The organism is Priestia sp. ST2 (assembly GCF_055810735.1).
This window is the reverse complement of the sequence record NZ_JBVVNT010000001.1, coordinates 1,128,783-1,147,657: the sequence shown is the minus strand read 5'-3', so window position 1 is coordinate 1,147,657 and position 18,875 is coordinate 1,128,783. Positions and strand designations below refer to the sequence as shown.

The window sequence follows — 18,875 nt, the reverse complement described above, 5'->3', positions numbered from 1 at the left end:
AAACCTCGCATCATCTCATATCAATTTCTATGTGAAAGAGCACGCTTCTTCATACTGTTAGTTTGTTTAATAGGTTTTTGCTCAATCGCCTCTTCTATTTGACATATAAATTTAAGAAAATAACGCATATTATAAGCAATCCGTCCTTCCCTTTGCGGGTGAATGGTCTCTCCTTCTCAATAAAGAAGGTTTTCTAAAAGCACCCTTTATGGGTGCTTTAGTTTTCGGATGTATAATTTTAGAGGGTTAACACAATATGTATAAAGGGAAAGTGTCCCTTTACCTTCCCAGTGTTTCATATTTCTGATCTATGTATTACTTCAAAAATGTAAGGAGAATGATAAGCGTGGAAGAATTAAGACGGTATGTTGATGTTGTTAAGAAAAATATCGAAACTATGAAAGCTCCTGATTACGAAGGGAAAGAGAGGGATTTAGAAAACCAGCAAGAGGAACTAGAGCAGTATGAGCGATACCTTAAAGCAGAAAGTATCTCACCTGAAGGTTTTGATGGAATTGTGGATGCTGCTGTAGGTTATGCATCTAAAGATATCTCTTTTTCAGAACTAGAAGAAGTGTATAATCAATTAACTAAATAGTATTTTGATAATGGATGCCTGTTGAATTACGTGACATACGTATAATTACGAATATAAAAAGATATATGAAAACTTAAAATAAAAAGAAGCCTTAGTCTTTAACAAGGCTTCTTTTTGGAGTTATTTTCTGGATACGTTTTATATTAACTAAAGGCGTATATCATACACTATTTAAAAATAGATAAAGCTTTTGTTCCTAAACTCCCCCCATCAGTAGACACAGACTAACAATTGGGGTCCAGTTCATTTTATATCTGTTTTTATTATCTTTTTTGTTTCCTTTTTCATAATAAGTGGATAACCCTTCTCGGTCCCTTTCCTTCCATTACTTCAAGCTCTCTACTCCAAAATCCCAATTTCGATCTACGCGGTTAAAATAAGCTTGTTCAAGAATTTGCATATAATCAGTCTCCGTAATTAAACGGACGTTACTTGGTGTTGAGTTGTTTTGCATGGCCAACCTTACAATGCTCGGAAAGTCTTCTATTTTTACACCCTCTAAATCTTTCAATTTAGGAATGTTTAATGATTCTGTTAATTCTATAATCCCTTGAATTAATTTTTCAACAGCTATTTCATCTGAATCTGAATCTTTGGCAAAGTTCATATACCTTGCTAATGTGGCATGTAATTGCTTATTCTCCATAGAATTGAACTTTAATACATATGGTAAAAACACTGCGTTGGCAACTCCATGCGGGGTATCATAAAGTCCTCCAAGCGCTTCTGCCAAGCAGTGTACTGAGGCAACATCTGCAGATCCAAAACAAAGGCCTGCTAAGAGACTTCCTTCCAGCATATCTTGACGAGCCGCTTCATTTTTGCCATCGCGGAAAACGATAGGCAATGCCGAAACAATGGTTCTCATTGCTTGAGCTCCGAGCGCTTGTGAAATAGGATTTGTTACTTTACATGTATAACCTTCAATCGCATGAACGAGTGCATCAATTCCAGTAGCTGCAGTAACAGAAGGCGGAAGACTTAATGTTAGTTCAGGATCAAGAATCGCTAAGACAGGTCTTAACAAACTATGTTTGAGTGTCATCTTTCGGTGTGTAGATGCTTCCGTAATAACAGCAGAACGAGTAACCTCTGAGCCCGTACCTGAAGTAGTTGGAATACAAATAACTGGTGCAATGTTTGAATACAGAAGTCGGCCGTCTGCATAGTCAGATGGTTCCCCGCCGTTTGGACCGCACAGTGCAATAGCTTTTCCAGTATCCATTGCACTTCCGCCACCAATGGCAACAACTGCATCTGCACCAAATTCACGAAATAATTTTGCACCTTCCAAGCAATTTGCATCTCGAGGATTTTGTTCAATGGAGTCGAATAATAATACGCGATAACCAGAAGCCTCAAGAGCCGTTATAATTGGTGAAACTAGTCCTGTACGGACCACACCTGGATCACTCACAATTAAAATGGATGAACCGATATTTAGAGATTTTAGCATTTCTGGTAATTCTTTAGCTTTTCCCGTCCCTACCTCAATTTGAGTAGAACAAAAATAGTTATAGGATTTCATTTATACCCCTCCCATTATCTAAAATCAAATACATCTCTTAACTGAATTTTAACCTTCTCTGCACTTAGCAGATTCAACTGTTAGGCTGCAGGTAACTTATACTTATGGTGGTTTAGGCAATACACATACAGAATAGTAATGTAGTAGAGAACATAAATAAACTATATGTATATCTAACAAACTTCTTATCATATATAATACAAGCCCTGCCCCAATCATTACAGATGAATATTTAGATTGTTACTATCTAAAAAACTGATTAGCAACCTCTACACTATGTAATTAATTTATTTATGCAAACCCACCTTGGTGTTCAATAAAAATAGCTTCAAATACTAATCCCCTTAATGATCCAGTATTACTTCTCTAGTTACATCTAAAAAAGCACTCAAAGCTGGAGACACCCATTTGTCTTTATGCCAGACCAGCTGAGTGACAATTGGAAACTCTGGACCTTTCCATCTTAATACACTCATACTCCCTTCCTCTATTTCCTTCTCTACTGCTAGCTTAGGTAGTGCTGCTATTCCAATTCCAGCCATTACACATTTTTTGATAGCTTCTATATCACCAAGTTCAAGATCACATAACGGTTGAACCGCTGCATCAACAAGTGACGCTTCAAATATATTTCGATAATCGCATTTCTCAGTAAAAAGCAGCGACTGACCATCTAGGTCCGCGGGTCTTACTTCAGATTTATCGGCTAAAGGATGATTTGGCGGGCTTACTATAACAATAGGTTCCGCGACAAGCTGCTCGGCAATCAGCTTATCCGAGTTAATGCGAGTCATAGATATTAAAACAGCATCTATGAGACCTTGAGCAAGTAAATCCTCAAAATCATTTTCAGAAATTCCAGGTCGAAAAATCAGTTTCACTTTAGGAAAACGAGCTTGAAATAGTTTCAGCAAAGCTGGTAAGCGATAGGTGCATTGGGTTTCTGAAGCACATATTGTTAACGTCCCGCTAGGCTCTTCATTCCCACCTACAGTCTCCTTTGCCTCTTCGGTTAAATCAAGCACCTTGTCCGTATATAGCTTAAAGCGCTTTCCAGCGTCAGTTAAGATAACTCGCTTCCCCAACCGATCAAAAAGTTGGACAGCAAGTTCTTCCTCAAGAGATTTAATCTGAGCTGTTACACTTGATTGAGCATAGTGAAGGATTTCAGCTGTTCGAGTAAAGTTTAGTTCTCGAGCAGCAATTTGAAAAATTTTTAACTGTTTGAGTTCCATAGTTTTCTCTCCTAAATCATTTTCACCAATAATAATATTATTCTAAATATATCATTTCACTCGTGCTGCTTGTAAACGTAATGTCTTTCATTACTAACTTCTCAGAGGAACGTTTGCATACCAAGAATGTATGATGCAAAGCTGCTTATTCCGGAAAAAGAACCCTGGACAGTGAACAGAACTGATTTAAGGGTTCTTCTACTTGATTGGTTCCTTTAAAAGTAATTATAGTAACTAAGATTGAACACGGTATACAGAGTGAAAACAGAAAAGACCTACCTCTTTTCAGTCAAAAAGATAGGTTTTTCTGTTTTACGGCTTTATCTAATGATACCTTATGATGCCAGCTTGAGTAGGTTGCTCAAATTATAAAAACATTTTCAATTCTGAAAAGCAAAAAACAGAATCCATTTTTCTCTAATCTAAGATGATTCCTTCTGATAAACCCTATTACGTTATTCCGACGTAATAGAAGAAGGATTTTACTTTTTAAAATAGAATAGTTCCTTAAAGAATCATAAAGGAGTTGATTTCATGTCTAAACAAATAAAGGATAGAAAAGAAATAAAACTTTTGGATTCTCAAATTTATTTATGTGATGAAATTAAAAAGTTGCTGAAGAAAAAAGAAAAAAGAAGTCTAGCTTTTGAACAAGAGTATACAGAACATGATATATTACACATTGCTTTAAACAGATTAATGAGTGAGTTAATCTCCAGACATTAAAAACGTCACCTATCATATTTGATATTTTTCGAAATAGATAAGTTTCATATAAAAATAGACAGAATATTTCATTAATATCTTTACTTTGTAAACGCTTTCATTTATACTAAGTATAGGTTGGATGGCATGAGTGGCTGTCATAGTATTTAGCGTAGGCGGGGCTGATACGAGGGAACAGGACATAGAAGAAATGTCCTTTTTTGTTTGGGCAACATTTCTTAGAAACTAGGAAATATTATAGAATACTTTCAAACGCTTTTTTACTTAGTATATCTTATCCAGTCTAGAAATTGAAAAAGACCACCTCTTCCCAGTCAAAAGAGGTAGCTTTTGTTAAAATTGAATTTACAGTAGTCGCTAGATAATGCTTTATTGCATCTTGAGTAAGTTGCTTAATTTAATAAACTGTATTCGTAGACAACATATTCACCGCTTTTTCTAACAGTAAAATATCTTCTTCAACCATTCTTTTCACATCGTCGAAATCAAGTTGAATATATTCTTCTTTTAAACGTTCTAATTCCCTGGCGAACAGGGATCCCGTATAGTACTTATGATTTGTCACTACTATTTATCCCCTTTGTGTGCTCTTAATATATGTAATTCCCCTTTATTTAGATTCACAACCAATTAAAGCAGGATTTATAAAAAAAATAATCCTTCCCTGATGCAGGCAAAGGATTTTTAACTTTATTGTAATAGGGAAAATACGTTATTAGTGTGGCCAGATTTGTAGTTTCATATACATACAAAGTTTGAAAATGTTATAATCACTCTAATTCTCTCTTACCTGAGTTTCATAGTTTATTTAGTAAATACTAAAGTACTTCGTATATTATTACAGTTTTATCATTTGTACCTGCGGGCGGCAAATAAATGATATATAAAATCATGATTTTTGTACAATACAAGCACTAGTTTTTTTACTTTCATGATAGCTGGTAAGCTTAGCTGTTTATGGTGAAGAAGTAAGTTTACTTGTTCCATTCTGAAGCTAATATACCCATAAAGTATGTATCTACGTACTTCCCATCCACATAAGCATGATTTCTTAATTTTCCTTCGGTAACAAAACCGATTTTTTCATACAATGCAATTGCCTGTTCGTTTATTCCTCTTGTAGTTAAATAGATTTTGTTTAAGCGGAGCTGTTTAAACCCTAGATCAATTATTTGCTCCATGGCTATTTGACCGTATCCTTGCCCTCTAGCTTCTGAAGATAAAAGAATTCCTATACTAGCTCTTCCATGTGCGTAGTCTATATCTTTTAGAAATACCCATCCAACTAATTCTTTTTCATCGCTTTCAATTCCTAAAATTAAATCGTTGTTCATTCTTTTCTTTTCTACTTCTTGTACCACTTCTTCATAAGTTAAAGGTGTCCTGCCTATCATTTGTATTGCCCGTTCATCATTTAACCATTTATGTAAGAATTGAATGTGAGCTGTTTCAAATGGCGTAAGGTGTATTCTTTTTGTACTCATTTTATCTACTCCTTTTACGTATATTGAATCTTTACCTTAATTAGAGTTAATTCATTAGTTTGAGATATTAAATCAATTATCTTATTTTCTTTTATGTTGATTATTTTACCATTAATTATAATTAAAGGAAGTTTTTCTTCAAGGGTTTCGGTTTCTTCCTTAGGAAATAGTTAAATAAAAAAACCTTTGCCCAGAGGGGCAAAGGTTTTTTATTTATTAGACATAGAGGAAATAGTTTATAAGCCTATCTAGATCTGTAAATTCACATACATACAAATCCAAATATTTCTCATTCGCTATCTACAACAACACCACTATGCAAAGCAATTAGTTAGCTAATAGTTTAGTTATTCACCTTATAAAAGAAAGAATAATAAGGTTAGTGGTATCAAGCGTCGTTATCTCTATCTGTTAGTTAATAACGTTAGTTAATATTAGTTTTCCATCCTCCATATGATATACATGATCGCAGTAAGCTAACATACGTTCATCGTGCGTGACCATGATTGCTGCTTTTTTTCGTTTTTTTACTTCACCCGCAATTAATTGCACTACTTCATGAGCACGTTCTGAATCTAAGCTTGCTGTTGGCTCATCCGCGAGAATAACGCCTGGCTGGTTAAAAAAGGCCCGGGCAATTGCTACGCGCTGTCGCTCACCGCCAGATAATTCATTAGGCATTTTGTTTATCTTATCTCCTAACCCAAGTTCATTCAGTATTTTTTTGGCAAGCTGACGATCCGCATGACTTGCTTTACCAGCCATTACTTTAATTAAAATTAACTGATCCATTACAGATAAGTAAGGAATTAAATTAGATGATTGTAAAATAAAACCTATTTCGTTTAAACGAAATTTGGCTAGCTGTTCCTCATTTAATAGCCCTACATCTTTTCCATTTACAATTACTTTTCCAGATGTTGACTTCATTAATGCACCAATAATAGATAGTAAAGTACTCTTTCCTGAACCAGATGGTCCTACAATCGCTGCCAGCTCTCCAGGATTAACCTTTAAAGAAGCTTCTTTTAAAACTGTTAGAGTAGAAGTTCCCTCCGTATATTGTTTTGTAACTTGGTGCAACTGAATACTGCTCATTTATTCCACCCTCCCTAAAGCTGTTAATGGATCAATTTTTGTAATTTGCCGGACTGAAACAATAGAACTTAAGAGACTGATAACTAATAACGTAATTGCATATAAAATTACTAATTTAACATCTAAATCAAAAGGCATATCTTTAGGGAAGAAAAGAGCCGTCACATATGTTATACCTATCCCCGCCAAAATTCCAAAGAACGACAGAATAAATACCTGTGCAACAATAGCTTTAGAAATAAATCGATTTGAAGCTCCAATTGCCTTCATTACACCGAATTGAGGAGTTTTTTGAATTGTTATAACATAAAAGAAAACTGAGATGATAAAAGCTGAAATAACAATTAAAAATGAAAGCATCATTAAAATTGTTCCATTTTCCTCCTTATAACCAGGCATTCCTTTTACAGCGGTCGATTTTGTAACAGTTTTAATTCCTTCCACCTGTTTATCCAGCTTAGCTGCATCTAATTGAGGAGCTTTTAAAATAATAGATTGCACTGGATTTTTAATGCCGTTGTCAGCCCCTGGTGCTGCATACTGATACTCTCTCCAAGTGTCCATGTTCGTAAATAACACCGGTAAATGGTTGAAGGTTTCATTCTCAACAAAACCAATAATAGTTAGTTTCAACTTAGAATTAGAAACAAGAATTTCATCTCCAACTTTATACCCTTCATCTTTCAAATTACTATTGGCTAGAACTCCAAATTTCTTGTTAATTGAAAGTGGATTCCCTTCTATAACGTTTGGCTCAATGAAGGATCCTGCAGTAATTCCAACTACTGCTACATCTGTTTTCTTGCTGCTACCATCAGTTTTTTCTTTAGAAATTGCTCCCATTGATGATCCGAAAACAGCGGCACCTTTTACATCTTTATTTTCTTTAATATCGTCAATTAAATTACCAGACATGATCGACTTGCTAAACGTAGCACCAGCGCTTTTCTCATAAACTACATAATCTGCATCTAAGTTTTTAATTGTGGCAGCACTTAATGTCGAAAGGCCATTTCCCAGTCCCGATAAAATAAACACTAGCCAAGCAATCAAAACGATAATAATACTCATCATTACATAACGAAATTTAGCATGTTTTAATTCTTTAATTGCTAAAAACAAATTTAAACTCTCCCTTCAAAATTAGTTACACATCTGTTACTTTAAAACAAAAAAATAACTTATATACTTTTATAAAAATTACTATATATACAGGTTAGTATCCATAAGTTAATTATTTAGTTTCTAAAAATAAATTTAAACTCCCCTCCAAATTTAGTTACACATCTGTCACTTTTGGGTAAAAAAATAACTCATGTGATTGTATGGTCCTTACCTCATATATAAGTTACATTTTTGTTACTTTCAGATAAAAATAACCTATGTGTTGTACAAAGGTTATTATATACATAAGTTACACATTTGTCACTTTCTTTTTATAATACCGTCTAAAATTAACTTTTTCGTATAGATGAGTACTTGTTCAGCATCCATTCCAGAATGATTAGGAATAGAAATACTTTGAAATATAAACCCTAACAACATTTCATTTGGCATATCCATTTCAATGAAGCCCTCTTCTTTTCCTTGCTCCACTATATGTATAAGGGGCTTATATAGCTCATGGTGCATATGAGAAAGCTTTTCTTTCTTAGCTTCTAACAAAGGAATATTTTTTGTAGGTATTCCAATACCAAGAATTAAATGTAAATCCTTGTACATGAATATTTTTCCTAAGAGCAAGTCTATCTTTTCTAAGAAAGGTAATTCCTTTGGAATAGAGGAAAAGCTTGTTAATGTATTTGTTATTTCATCTAACATAAAGTCTAATAGCAATTCATCTTTATTTTGATAATATTTATAAATTGCTGCTCGTGTAACATTTAATTCTTTCGCTAATTGACCAATTGTAAACCCTTCATATCCAGTTTGGATAATAAGCTTTTTGGTAGAACGGAATAAGTCAATTGTATCAAATTTCCGACCTCTAGCCATGTTATAACCTCTTTTCAATTCATTCCCGCGTGATTTCTACAATCGTTCTTTAACCACTTTTTAAACTTTCCTTCTTTTCTGCTTGTTCAGTCCCGTAACGTTAACCCATAAAGTCCCGTGTAAACACTATCTATTAATGTAATTCAGAGCTGGCTATATGGATGATCTTCTACTAAATGGAGCCAAGAGTAGTGCTTGCTACTTTCGTAAAAAAGTGTAATGTTTTGTGTTGATACTTATACTAATTCTAGACCAGGTCGTTGTTTTGTTTCTACACTCATTCTATCGTAAAAAACTTTTGCACACCCGTGGTTCATTAGTGCTTCTGTTTAAAATTCCAATTTTCTCAATAAAGTTGATACACATTTATATCCGATAAACGGCAGTTATCACTCTTTCTCATTTAGGTATCAATTTATTGTAACATAAAGTAAAAACAAACAGGTTATTGAACAGAGTATACCAAACAAGGTTTTTTCATGTTTGTGGTAACCAAAAGCAAATCTTTTTAATAATACGTTTTAAGAAAATAATTAAGGTACAATATCCCTCTAATGAACGCGTTTCTTTAAGAAGTATCCACTCAAAGTATGGTTTCTCTTCTTCTGTTAAAGGGAATTAAACCCTAAAAGTGAACCTTAAAAGGAGACCACCATGGTTACAATTGAATCAATCATAATAGGTATTGTTTTTATCCTCATTCAACTATACGCATTAACGATCGTCGAACGTTCTCCAATCGGGGAGCAAAAGCTGCTCTCATTATCAGGCGGTGTAGCTATTGCCTATGTATTTATTTATATCTTACCGACGCTTCACAAGAAACAAGAAGAGTTTGGAGGGTCGCTAGCCCTTGATACTGAATTATATTTTCTTGGTCTTCTCGGCTTACTCGTCTATTTTTCTGTGTATTCATTTGCTCAGACAAAAGCAGCCACACACCTAACGGAACTAACCGTGTATATGGTACAGGCTAGTTTTTTTATGCTTTATTCTTTTATCATTTCTTACGTCGTATTTTCAACCGATGTTAAGCGAGTTGAATCAGTATTCTACGGACTGGCTATCAGCCTTCATTTTATCGGGTGGTCTTACCATCTAGGAAAAAAACATCCGCGCTTACACAAAACTAGAGGCCGCTATATGCTGGCCGGAGCAACTTTTCTTGGGTCAATTCTGGGCGTCTTCGGACCTTCATCAGGACTGCTTATTGAGTCGATGATTGCTTTTAGTTCAGGTGCAATGTTATTTAACGTGATCAGTAAAGAGCTCCCTTTTGAAAAACATGCCCATTTGCCTACCTTTATCTACGCGGCTACAATGATTTCGTTAAAAGCTTTTTTCAATTAGTAGTTGCGTGTGCGTGTTTTTACAAAAAAAGAGCAGCCTTAAAGGCTGCTCTTTTAAAGTATGGTTTTTATTACTAGATAAACTGCAGCAATCGATGCAAGAACGATAAGTACATTCAAAATGCGATGTTGAGTAGCTAAGTGGCCTCGCTTCATTTCTGCACGAGTCAATGGTTTCTTTTCATCGTGATTTCCACTCACTCTGTTACATCTCCTATCCTGTTTAGTTATTGGTTGTGCCAATTTAAGCAATAAGCTGTTCTTTGTCAGCTGCTTCTTCCTTTTTTATCTTCCCTCTACATAGGATATAGAAAACACTAAACATAACAATCGACCAAATAAGATTCGCTCCTGGCTCAGTGTTAGCTATCTTAAACAAACTCGGTATAGATCCGAAAACAGAATCGTCCGTTGTAAGGAACAGAGCGAGAAACATGTTGTTGGCTGCGTGTGCGCCAATGGTAATTTCTAAGCTTTTTGTTTTAATCGCGATATATGTAAGAGCAAAACCAGCTACAATGTAATCCAGTCCGACTAATATAATGGATTTATTCATTTCAGGATTAGCAAAATGACCTATTGAAAACATTAGTCCAACAATAATCGCAAGTAAAATTGGACGCTTCACTTTCTTACTCACCCATTGAAGAAGAAGTCCTCTAAAGAAAAGCTCCTCCGTTGTTGTTTGAATAGGTACTAACAAAAATGTAATAAGTATTAATAGTACATACTCTTTTACACTTACATGGTTCCATGAATAATCCGAATGATTAAACACGACATCAATTAATTGTGAAATGATTAGTAACAGGCTAAAAGCTCCAAAAGACCATATTACTTTCTTCCAATTCACACGTTTGTTAGCAGTGATTAATGATTTCATTTTTCGTTTGTGAATAAAATGAATGCCGATCCATAAACCAAAAATCCAGCATATGTACATAATATGAGACAACAAAAAATCAAGGTTAGCATTGATTCCTACAGCTACTCCGCTATCAAAATCAAAATATGATTTTCCACTTTCATCAGCTGCAACCATTATCATTTCAGCAATAATATAAATAACTGATCCTAACAGCATAAACACAGAAGCAAGGATTGTTGTACTTACATAACGCTTCCAGCTATTTTTTCCTTCTTCCACATTTAAATAGTTTTTCATTTTCTTCTTACTCCCTCAGCCTTCTCTTCTCAATTACACCGTTCTTCTCTACTTTGTTGTTGTCTAGGCAATGTAAAAATCTATCAGGATCCGAAGTCCTGCAATCATTTTAACTACCGCCTGCTTTTTACCTTTGAAGATAAGGAAAGAGACTGACAATATTAAGAAATCACAACTCTACCCATTACCTCTTTATATAAAATTTAGCGTCTTAAAAGCCGTTAAAAAACAGCTTTTTCTAAAAGAAGACTCGACACCAAGTCATCGTTAACCTTTATATCTTGCTCATACGTGCCCGCATACACATAATTTTGAAGAAAGTACTTGCTACTCAAGAATATATATCCTAAAACAACTAAAATAAATATTTTTTTCAACATTTCCCTCACCTTTTTATTCAAACTTTTACCCTCATGGCTGTTACCACAACACTTAAGAGTTTATCCATAAACAACTTTTTCAGTTTTTAAATTAACAATCAACTCATATAACAACATACAAACGTATATAAGTTACAATAATATTACATTATTATTACAAATGTAACAACAATATTATAACCAAGAAAAATAGGATAATCAATATGAAGTGTCTAGTAAAACAGATAAAATTGCTAGATTCGTATCATACGTGTAAATAAATCGAAAACTTTTGGAAAAAGGGTGTTAGTTCTCTCGCAGAAATATTTATAGAAACCAAAAAGCAAACTCCCTATCATTAGGAGTTTGCTTCTTTTATTTAAATCTCGGATAGAGTTTTTATAACCATTTTCATCTCATTTAGTATAGAGATAATACGTTTTAAGAAAATAATTAAGGTACAATATTCTCCTAATGAATGCGCCTTTTTAAGAAGTATCTACTCAAAGTATGGTTTCTCTTTTTCTTTTAAAGGGAACTAAACCGTAAAGTTCAACCTTAAAAGGAGACAATCATGGTTACAATTGAATCAATTATAATAGGCATTGTATTTATCCTCATTCAACTATACGCATTAACGATTGTCGAACGTTCTCCAATCGGGGAGCAAAAGCTGCTCTCATTATCAGGCGGTGTAGCTATTGCTTATGTGTTTATTTATATCTTACCGACGCTTCATAAAAAACAAGAAGAGTTTGGAGGATCCTTGGCCCTTGATACTGAACTATATTTTCTTGGTCTTCTCGGCTTACTCGTCTATTTTTCTGTGTATTCATTTGCTCAGACGAAGGCAGCCACACACTTGACGGAACTGACCGTTTATATGGTACAGGCGAGTTTTTTTATGGTTTATTCTTTTATCATTTCTTATGTTGTGTTCTCAACCGATGTCAAGCGAGTTGAATCACTATTCTATGGATTGGCTATCAGCCTTCACTTTATCGGGTGGTCCTACCATCTAGGAAAAAAACATCATCGCTTGCACAAAAACAGAGGTCGCTATATGCTTGCAGGGGCAACTTTTCTTGGATCAATCATGGGCGTCTTCGGGCCCTCATCCGGCCTGCTTATTGAGTCGATGATTGCATTTAGTTCAGGTGCAATGTTATTTAACGTTATCAGTAAAGAACTCCCTTTTGAAAAACACGCGCACTTGCCAACCTTTTTAATCTCATCTCTTGTCTACGCCGCTACAATGATTGCGTTAAAAGCTTTTTTTGATTGGTAATTAAGTGGAGTAGAGCAATAGATTTTTCGCCTAATACATGAGGTTTTCCAACAGATGTGATATAAAAATGACCAATTTACTGAAATCAAGAAAGAAGGCCTTTGAACACCTTAGTTGTATCTATGGGGACATACTGGACTGGGTCCCTGGCTCCCTAGAAATTTTTCTTTGTTAGAAGAAATAAAACAAATTGATAACACTGACTTATGAAACTTACTTTTCTTTCTCCGAATTCCTCACTTAAACTGTACAGCCAAAAAGTTGTATGAACTCTATCACTTCGTAAATTATCTACGTTTAAAACAATAAGTAAAGATCTAAACAGTTTAAAATAAATAAGCCATTAATTAGAGATTTCTCCTCTAATTAGTGGCTTTTTCTTTCTTCGTAAGGAGTGGAAAGCTATTTTATAATGCCCTCACGGCGCTTTTGGTAGTTTGCTCAAGAGATAAGCCTTTATTCATTTACAAAAAAAAATTCATAACAGGTAATAAAAACATATAAATATAGTAAGAGATAAATTGACTAAAAAGGTGATTATTATTTTCCGAAAAATACCGGTTGTTTTTGTGGGAAGCTTATTATTAAGCATAGGAATTAACGGTTTTTTAGTTCCTCATTATTTATTAGATGGAGGAACAATTGGAATTGCTCTCATCCTTCACTATTATTTTGAATTCCCCACAGGTGTAACGATGATTATTTTAGGTCTCCCACTATGTTGGTTTGCTTGGATTTATGAACGGCATTATTTTTATAATAGTTTTTATGGGCTAATTATTTCTTCTTTATTGATTGACTGGCTAGAACCTATTAAAAATCAGTTTCAATTTTCTATTTTTTCTAGTGTAATCCTTGGAGGGATATTTATTGGGACAGGGGTTGGTCTTATGCTTCGATATGAGACAAGCACTGGAGGAACAGATTTACTAGCTCAACTAATATCAAAAGCTTTTTCTTTGAACATAGGGATGGTTATTTTGATTATAGACGGTTTGATTATAACAGCAGGTCTTCCTTTACTAGGACCTAAAACGTTTCTTTTTTCATGTTCAACAATTTTTATAGGGGGATTGACGACTTGGTTAATTACTAAAAAAGAGTAATTTGAATTATAAAATTAGTATCTTCTATCTCCTGTTTTTGCCTCTTCCTGTTTTTTATAAATTAAAAAGACCATCTCTTTTCAACTATAAGAGATAGTCTTTTTCTATGAGTTGCATTAACAATAATCATTAGCGGATGCTCTATTGCATCTTGAGTAGCTTGCTTTAATTATTGAACATTAGCCTTAACATTTCCACCTATAGTTTTTCAAACTTTCTTCTAGAAGCTATGTAGGATGCAGCTAAGTAAATAACAATTAGAATAGGAAAGGAATAAATGTACCTCCAGTGCAGCGGTTTATAAATGCCAATCCAATTAAGTAGTGGAAGGCCAATAAAAGCACCTACTGCTGAATAAATCAGTGCTTTGATTACGGGGTTAATTTTAGGCTTTACTTGTATAAAAAATATCATGGAGATGGGTAATAAAAATAAGTCCCACGGCAAGTAGTTAGAAGTTAAAGGAAATACTTCATACCGGTAATCCCACAGGCCTAAAAAGTCTCCAATCATATCAAGAAATGAAGAAAAGATAGCTACAAAAAGACCGGTGTATAATAAACGATCTGTACTTTCTTTTTTTCTGAACTTTATCAAAATTCCAATCATCACCAGTATAAGTAATACTCCTAACCACCATCTCCAACTAAATACTGTATAGTCTAACCAAATATGAAGTTTTTCATCATTCAGCTCTTTTTGCTTTTCAAAATAGGTATCATAAATGGATTCTTTATTTTTCATTCATTTTTCCTTTCAACGTTAATACCTTAGATATTTGCAACGCGCTTAGATAATATGTATTTTAACGTGTTAATTCTGATAAAATTCATTATGGAAAATAGCTTTCGATATAATGGTATACATCAAAAAGACAAAAACAGCTGCTGAACAGAGCTAGCAGCTGTTCTTGATGAATGCTGTCAACTTGAAACAATGAGGATTTCCAAATGGACGCTTTATGGCGTCTTATATAGTTTAAAAGGAGTAAGAAATAGTCATCTGCATAAAAAATGAAGTGTATGAAATACTATGATATCAAGAATACGGAGAATTACGAAAACCCCCATGACCTTTGGTTTCATGGAGGTTGACTACATTAAAAGAGCAAAATGTAGAGGAAATTCCTTTAATTAAAAATTTCCAAATGCTCGCTTTCTAAGATCACAATTGAATTTGATTTTGTTGGTCATGTGAATGTTGATTTTGTTGGTTTTGTTGGTTTTGGCTTCCGGATGCTTGAAACCCTTGTGATCCAAATGGCTGTTGAGCTTGTTGGACAGCTTGATTCATCTTCTGCATAGTTTGATTTGCTTGGATACCTTGAAGAGCCTGATTCATAGATTGAATCGCTTGTTGAATATTTTGTTGAATTTGTTGGTCTGTTTGCTGCATCTGCTGCTGAGCCTGAGAACTAAATGATTGCATTTGATGCATTAAAGAGTTAGAGCCTTGGCTGCTTTGAGAATTCTGTTGTGATCCTTGCTGAGACATTTGCTGAATGTTTTGCAGTTGAGACAAGTTTTGGCTTAATTGGGAAATTTCTTGGCGAATGCTCCCCAATTCTTGGCCTAGCTCAACATCTGTAATTTTAGTTCCAAGTAACTGAGCCTCTTTTTGTTTTTGTTGCTGATCTTGTTGTTGATTATTTTGAGTCATATAAAATCCTCCTTAAAATAGATAACACGTACTTCTTTATACTTTTCCAATTCTTCTCGAAACATACATAGTAATTAACAAAGAAATTTAATTCATTTTTCTCTACTATTAGCTATGAAAGCAAGAGCGTATAAAAACAAGCTCTATGGACAACTTAAAATTACAGAATTGTTTCAATTCTAACTCTTTAATAGATACTAACGTTCATCTTTCAAGAGAAGAAAGACTTCAATTATAATGAGGTCTTTTTTTATTTACTTTCCAGCATGATTACAATTAAAACCTACAGGCCAAATACTCAATTTCTGTAAAGATAGGGGTTCTAATTAAAACGTAAATTAAAACCCCTATTTTATAAAAATTGCTATATCACTACCTGCAAATTTGCAGGTAATTCATTATTGAATTTGTTGATTTTGGTTCGACGATTGGCGTTGATTTTGTTGCTGTTGACCTTGCTGAATAGCCTGATACATTTGCTGCATAACTTGATTAGCCTGAATGCCTTGAAGAGCTTGGTTCATAGATTGAATCGCTTGTTGAATATTTTGTTGAACTTGTTGGTCTGTTTGCTGCATTTGCTGTTGAGCCTGAGAGCTAAACATTTGCATCTGCTGCATTAATGGATTTGATGCTTGGCTTGTTTGAGCACCTTGTTGAGAATTTTGTAACTGAGAAAAGTTTTGACTTAGCTGGGAAATTGCTTGATGAATGCTTCCCAGTTCTTGTCCTAATTCAGTATCAGTAATATTCCCTCCAAGCAGGTGAGCATCTTTTTGCTTATAGCGTTGATTGTTTTTAGTCATTCTTAAAAACCTCCTTAAAGTAGATAGAACGTACTTGTTTATAATTGTCTGTTCCTGTAAGAAAAATGTTTGGAAAAAATGAACAATTTTTTGTTCGCAAGCTATTTCTTATAACTGGTAGAAAAATGTTTATTTTGTATGGTTTTCTGCTGATTGTGAGGAATAAAAACATATATTCAGTGTGAATTAAAATGGAAAAAAGTATGTGATATTTATGATAGAAGAAGTCAAATTAATTATAGGAGGTTTACATAAAAGAAATTGTAGTTCATCATTATCATACCTTTAGTAAAACAGTAAAAAAAGAACCCTGCAGTCAGAGATTTCAAATCCAACTGAGGGTTCATGATCTAGCCTGCCGTTTTAAATAATTTTCATAAAGAAAGAATGTCTTTAATACCCAGAATCCTCTGATGTAAGGTTATCGATCATGGTGTAATCATATTTCTGCAGAGGCTTTTCTGCTGGACCTTCTATAACTTCTCCTGTATAAGAAAATCTAGATCCATGGCAAGGGCAATCCCAAGAACGATCTCCACTGTTCCATTCGACTTCGCAGCCAATGTGAGTACAGGTTGTATCTACAATGTGGATTTTTCCTTCTTGATCTTTGTAGGCTCCCTTTCGATGGCCTCGAACCGTAATTACCGCCCCTTCATCATTAGATAGATCTTCAGCTCTTACATCAGAGATTTCAAGCTTACCTTTGATGAGATGGCTTACGACATCAGCATTTTCTACTAAGAAATTTTTCAAGCTGGGGTTTGCGTAAAAACGCGATGGCGAATATAAATGTTGATAGGCGTTCTCTTTGCCTAGAATTATATCTCTGAATAAGAGTGCTGCTGCTGTTCCATTTGTCATTCCCCATTTCCTATAACCAGTAGCGACGAGTATATTAGGTTGACTCGAGGTGATTTCTCCAATATAAGGAAGTTTATCAAGCGTGACTAAGTCTTGTGCTGACCAGCGATATACAATATTTTCTATGTCGAAAACTTGTTCACCAAAATTCTTTAACGCTTTATAATGTTCCATTGTATCTTTTCCTTGGCCTGTTTGATGGCTTTCTCCCGCTACAAGAACCATTTCCTCACCGTTAATAACTGTAGAACGCAGGGAACGTGTTGGTTGATCAGCGCTAATATACATTCCACCTGGATAAGCTTCTTTGGCTTTAACAGCAAGGATATATGAGCGGTCAGCGTGCATTCTAGCAGAGTAAAGGCCCAGCCCTTCATAGAAAGGAAAATGCGAGCAAGAAAGAACGTAGCTTCCTGTAACACGCATCCCTTCTCGTGTAAGAACTGTTTGCTTATCCCCAGATTCAATATTCACTGCCGTTGTATGTTCAAAGATAAGTCCGCCTTTTTGCTTAATAGCTTGAACGAGGTGAACGAGGTATTTAATCGGATGAAACTGTGCCTGGTCTTTCATCACAAGGGCTTTTTTAATTTTTACGTTAAAAGGAATATGGTCTGCCAATTCACCATCAATGTTAAGTTCCTTATAAGCTTCTGCCTCTTTTTCAAGTTTTAGAGCATACTCATCAGTAGTAGCATATATGTAAGCATCTTGCATGATGAAATCACAATCAATTTGATGTTCTTCAACTGTTTTCTTAATAAAATTCAAGGCATCCGCATTAGCTTCATAGTATAATCTTGCCTTACTTCTTCCAAAATTCTGAATAAACTCATCGTAGATCAAATCGTGCTGGGCAGTAACTTTTGCTGTCGTATGTCCCGTTGTGCCATTCAATAGTCTTCCTGCTTCTAAAACGGCTACCTTTAGACCTTCATTGACTAAGAGGTACGCAGAAGTAAGACCTGTAATCCCTCCGCCTACAACTACAACATCTACATCCATGTCATTATCTAAAGCGGGAAACTCCGGCAAATCAATAAAATCTCTCCAGTATGGTTCAGGCGTCTGCGGAAGCTGTTCTCCCTTGTGTTCATTATGAGTCACATTACGACCTCCATTCAATATTTTGATAGTAGTGTTATCAGGATTTCCATTTATTTAAAGTTCATACTTATATGAGGAATACAGCCTTCGATATGTGGACTTGTATGATTTTATAATCTTAATTCAAAAAGTCTTTAATATAGATAAAAAAAGAGAGAGTCTATTTGAATTAGACTTTCTCTTTTTTATAGAAAATATATATCTACGAATATTGATTTTAACCTTTTGCTAACTCTAACGCTTTATCTGCTTTTTTTAAATCGTGATTTACTTGCTCTTCAACATCATAGGCATGATACATTTCATTATCAATCATATATTGAGCAATCTTTTCATGAAGTTCGATGGCTTCATCCAATTGTTTTTTTAATACTTTCCGAACTTCTGGAGTTGCTGTTTCCGTGAGAGCTACGGCATATGTTCGTACACCGTTTTTCGCTGATAACAACAAATCAGTTGCAATAGCAAGATCATCTAATGTTTTGTTAAGCGTACTTTTAGCAGCCAT

At 34.5% G+C, this 18,875-nt stretch carries 19 protein-coding genes; 5 read left to right on the top strand and 14 right to left on the bottom strand.

Annotation, left to right across the window (positions count from 1 at the left end; translation table 11 throughout):
* Positions 1-346 precede the first annotated feature (346 nt).
* Positions 347-598, top strand: coding sequence for a YnfE family protein (locus tag AC0KUU_RS05935; RefSeq protein WP_029323509.1), 252 nt, complete (start codon positions 347-349; stop codon positions 596-598).
* A 325-nt stretch (positions 599-923) separates the two neighbouring features.
* Here the strand turns inward: AC0KUU_RS05935 and AC0KUU_RS05930 are convergent, their stop codons facing one another.
* Positions 924-2,126 (bottom strand): iron-containing alcohol dehydrogenase, encoded by a 1,203-nt coding sequence (locus tag AC0KUU_RS05930; protein ID WP_165574793.1) that lies wholly within the window; start codon positions 2,124-2,126, stop codon positions 924-926.
* 344 nt (positions 2,127-2,470) lie between these two features.
* A complete protein-coding gene (locus tag AC0KUU_RS05925; RefSeq protein WP_043978181.1) occupies positions 2,471-3,361 on the bottom strand; it encodes a LysR family transcriptional regulator in 891 nt (296 codons plus the stop codon).
* Positions 3,362-3,895: 534 nt separating this feature from the next.
* On the opposite strand from AC0KUU_RS05925, the gene AC0KUU_RS05920 reads away from it, so the two are divergent.
* Positions 3,896-4,087: a hypothetical protein gene (locus tag AC0KUU_RS05920; protein ID WP_013058411.1), complete on the top strand. Its 192-nt coding sequence runs from the start codon at positions 3,896-3,898 to the stop codon at positions 4,085-4,087.
* Between the two features lie 397 nt (positions 4,088-4,484).
* Here the strand turns inward: AC0KUU_RS05920 and AC0KUU_RS05915 are convergent, their stop codons facing one another.
* The 5 genes from AC0KUU_RS05915 to AC0KUU_RS05895 all read right to left on the bottom strand — a co-directional run bounded on the left by AC0KUU_RS05915 (position 4,485) and on the right by AC0KUU_RS05895 (position 8,664).
* On the bottom strand, positions 4,485-4,652 hold the full coding sequence (locus AC0KUU_RS05915; RefSeq protein ID WP_165574791.1) for a hypothetical protein: 168 nt from the start codon (positions 4,650-4,652) through the stop codon (positions 4,485-4,487).
* Between the two features lie 409 nt (positions 4,653-5,061).
* Positions 5,062-5,571 (bottom strand): GNAT family N-acetyltransferase, encoded by a 510-nt coding sequence (locus AC0KUU_RS05910; RefSeq protein WP_043978728.1) that lies wholly within the window; start codon positions 5,569-5,571, stop codon positions 5,062-5,064.
* Positions 5,572-5,982: 411 nt separating this feature from the next.
* On the bottom strand, positions 5,983-6,669 hold the full coding sequence (locus tag AC0KUU_RS05905) for an ABC transporter ATP-binding protein (protein WP_162214767.1): 687 nt from the start codon (positions 6,667-6,669) through the stop codon (positions 5,983-5,985).
* The gene (locus AC0KUU_RS05900) at positions 6,670-7,791 is read right to left on the bottom strand and encodes an ABC transporter permease (protein ID WP_043978722.1); all 1,122 of its coding nucleotides are present in this window, start codon (positions 7,789-7,791) and stop codon (positions 6,670-6,672) included. It lies immediately after the preceding gene.
* 303 nt (positions 7,792-8,094) lie between these two features.
* Entirely contained in the window at positions 8,095-8,664 is a 570-nt protein-coding gene (locus AC0KUU_RS05895) for a TetR/AcrR family transcriptional regulator (RefSeq protein WP_043978719.1), read from the bottom strand.
* Between the two features lie 654 nt (positions 8,665-9,318).
* Between AC0KUU_RS05895 and AC0KUU_RS05890 the strand changes: the two genes are divergently transcribed.
* The gene (locus AC0KUU_RS05890; protein WP_043978716.1) at positions 9,319-10,014 is read left to right on the top strand and encodes a hypothetical protein; all 696 of its coding nucleotides are present in this window, start codon (positions 9,319-9,321) and stop codon (positions 10,012-10,014) included.
* Positions 10,015-10,067: 53 nt separating this feature from the next.
* On the opposite strand, the gene AC0KUU_RS05885 is transcribed toward AC0KUU_RS05890, so the two are convergent.
* On the bottom strand, positions 10,068-10,214 hold the full coding sequence (locus tag AC0KUU_RS05885; RefSeq protein ID WP_198530636.1) for a hypothetical protein: 147 nt from the start codon (positions 10,212-10,214) through the stop codon (positions 10,068-10,070).
* Between the two features lie 43 nt (positions 10,215-10,257).
* On the bottom strand, positions 10,258-11,178 hold the full coding sequence (locus tag AC0KUU_RS05880) for a CPBP family intramembrane glutamic endopeptidase (RefSeq protein ID WP_043978713.1): 921 nt from the start codon (positions 11,176-11,178) through the stop codon (positions 10,258-10,260).
* 933 nt (positions 11,179-12,111) lie between these two features.
* Between AC0KUU_RS05880 and AC0KUU_RS05875 the strand changes: the two genes are divergently transcribed.
* Complete coding sequence (locus AC0KUU_RS05875) at positions 12,112-12,825, top strand: hypothetical protein (protein WP_043978712.1); 714 nt, start codon at positions 12,112-12,114, stop codon at positions 12,823-12,825.
* Positions 12,826-13,346: 521 nt separating this feature from the next.
* Entirely contained in the window at positions 13,347-13,931 is a 585-nt protein-coding gene (locus AC0KUU_RS05870; RefSeq protein ID WP_080781595.1) for a YitT family protein, read from the top strand.
* Positions 13,932-14,129: 198 nt separating this feature from the next.
* On the opposite strand, the gene AC0KUU_RS05865 is transcribed toward AC0KUU_RS05870, so the two are convergent.
* The 5 genes from AC0KUU_RS05865 to AC0KUU_RS05845 all read right to left on the bottom strand — a co-directional run bounded on the left by AC0KUU_RS05865 (position 14,130) and on the right by AC0KUU_RS05845 (position 18,875).
* Positions 14,130-14,675, bottom strand: a complete 546-nt coding sequence (locus tag AC0KUU_RS05865) for a CBO0543 family protein (protein ID WP_165575926.1) — start codon at positions 14,673-14,675, stop codon at positions 14,130-14,132.
* Positions 14,676-15,095: 420 nt separating this feature from the next.
* Positions 15,096-15,590: a hypothetical protein gene (locus tag AC0KUU_RS05860; RefSeq protein WP_043978710.1), complete on the bottom strand. Its 495-nt coding sequence runs from the start codon at positions 15,588-15,590 to the stop codon at positions 15,096-15,098.
* 398 nt (positions 15,591-15,988) lie between these two features.
* On the bottom strand, positions 15,989-16,396 hold the full coding sequence (locus AC0KUU_RS05855) for a hypothetical protein (protein WP_043978708.1): 408 nt from the start codon (positions 16,394-16,396) through the stop codon (positions 15,989-15,991).
* Between the two features lie 393 nt (positions 16,397-16,789).
* On the bottom strand, positions 16,790-18,367 hold the full coding sequence (locus AC0KUU_RS05850) for an FAD-dependent oxidoreductase (protein ID WP_043978705.1): 1,578 nt from the start codon (positions 18,365-18,367) through the stop codon (positions 16,790-16,792).
* Between the two features lie 217 nt (positions 18,368-18,584).
* Entirely contained in the window at positions 18,585-18,875 is a 291-nt protein-coding gene (locus tag AC0KUU_RS05845; protein ID WP_060747271.1) for a spore coat protein, read from the bottom strand.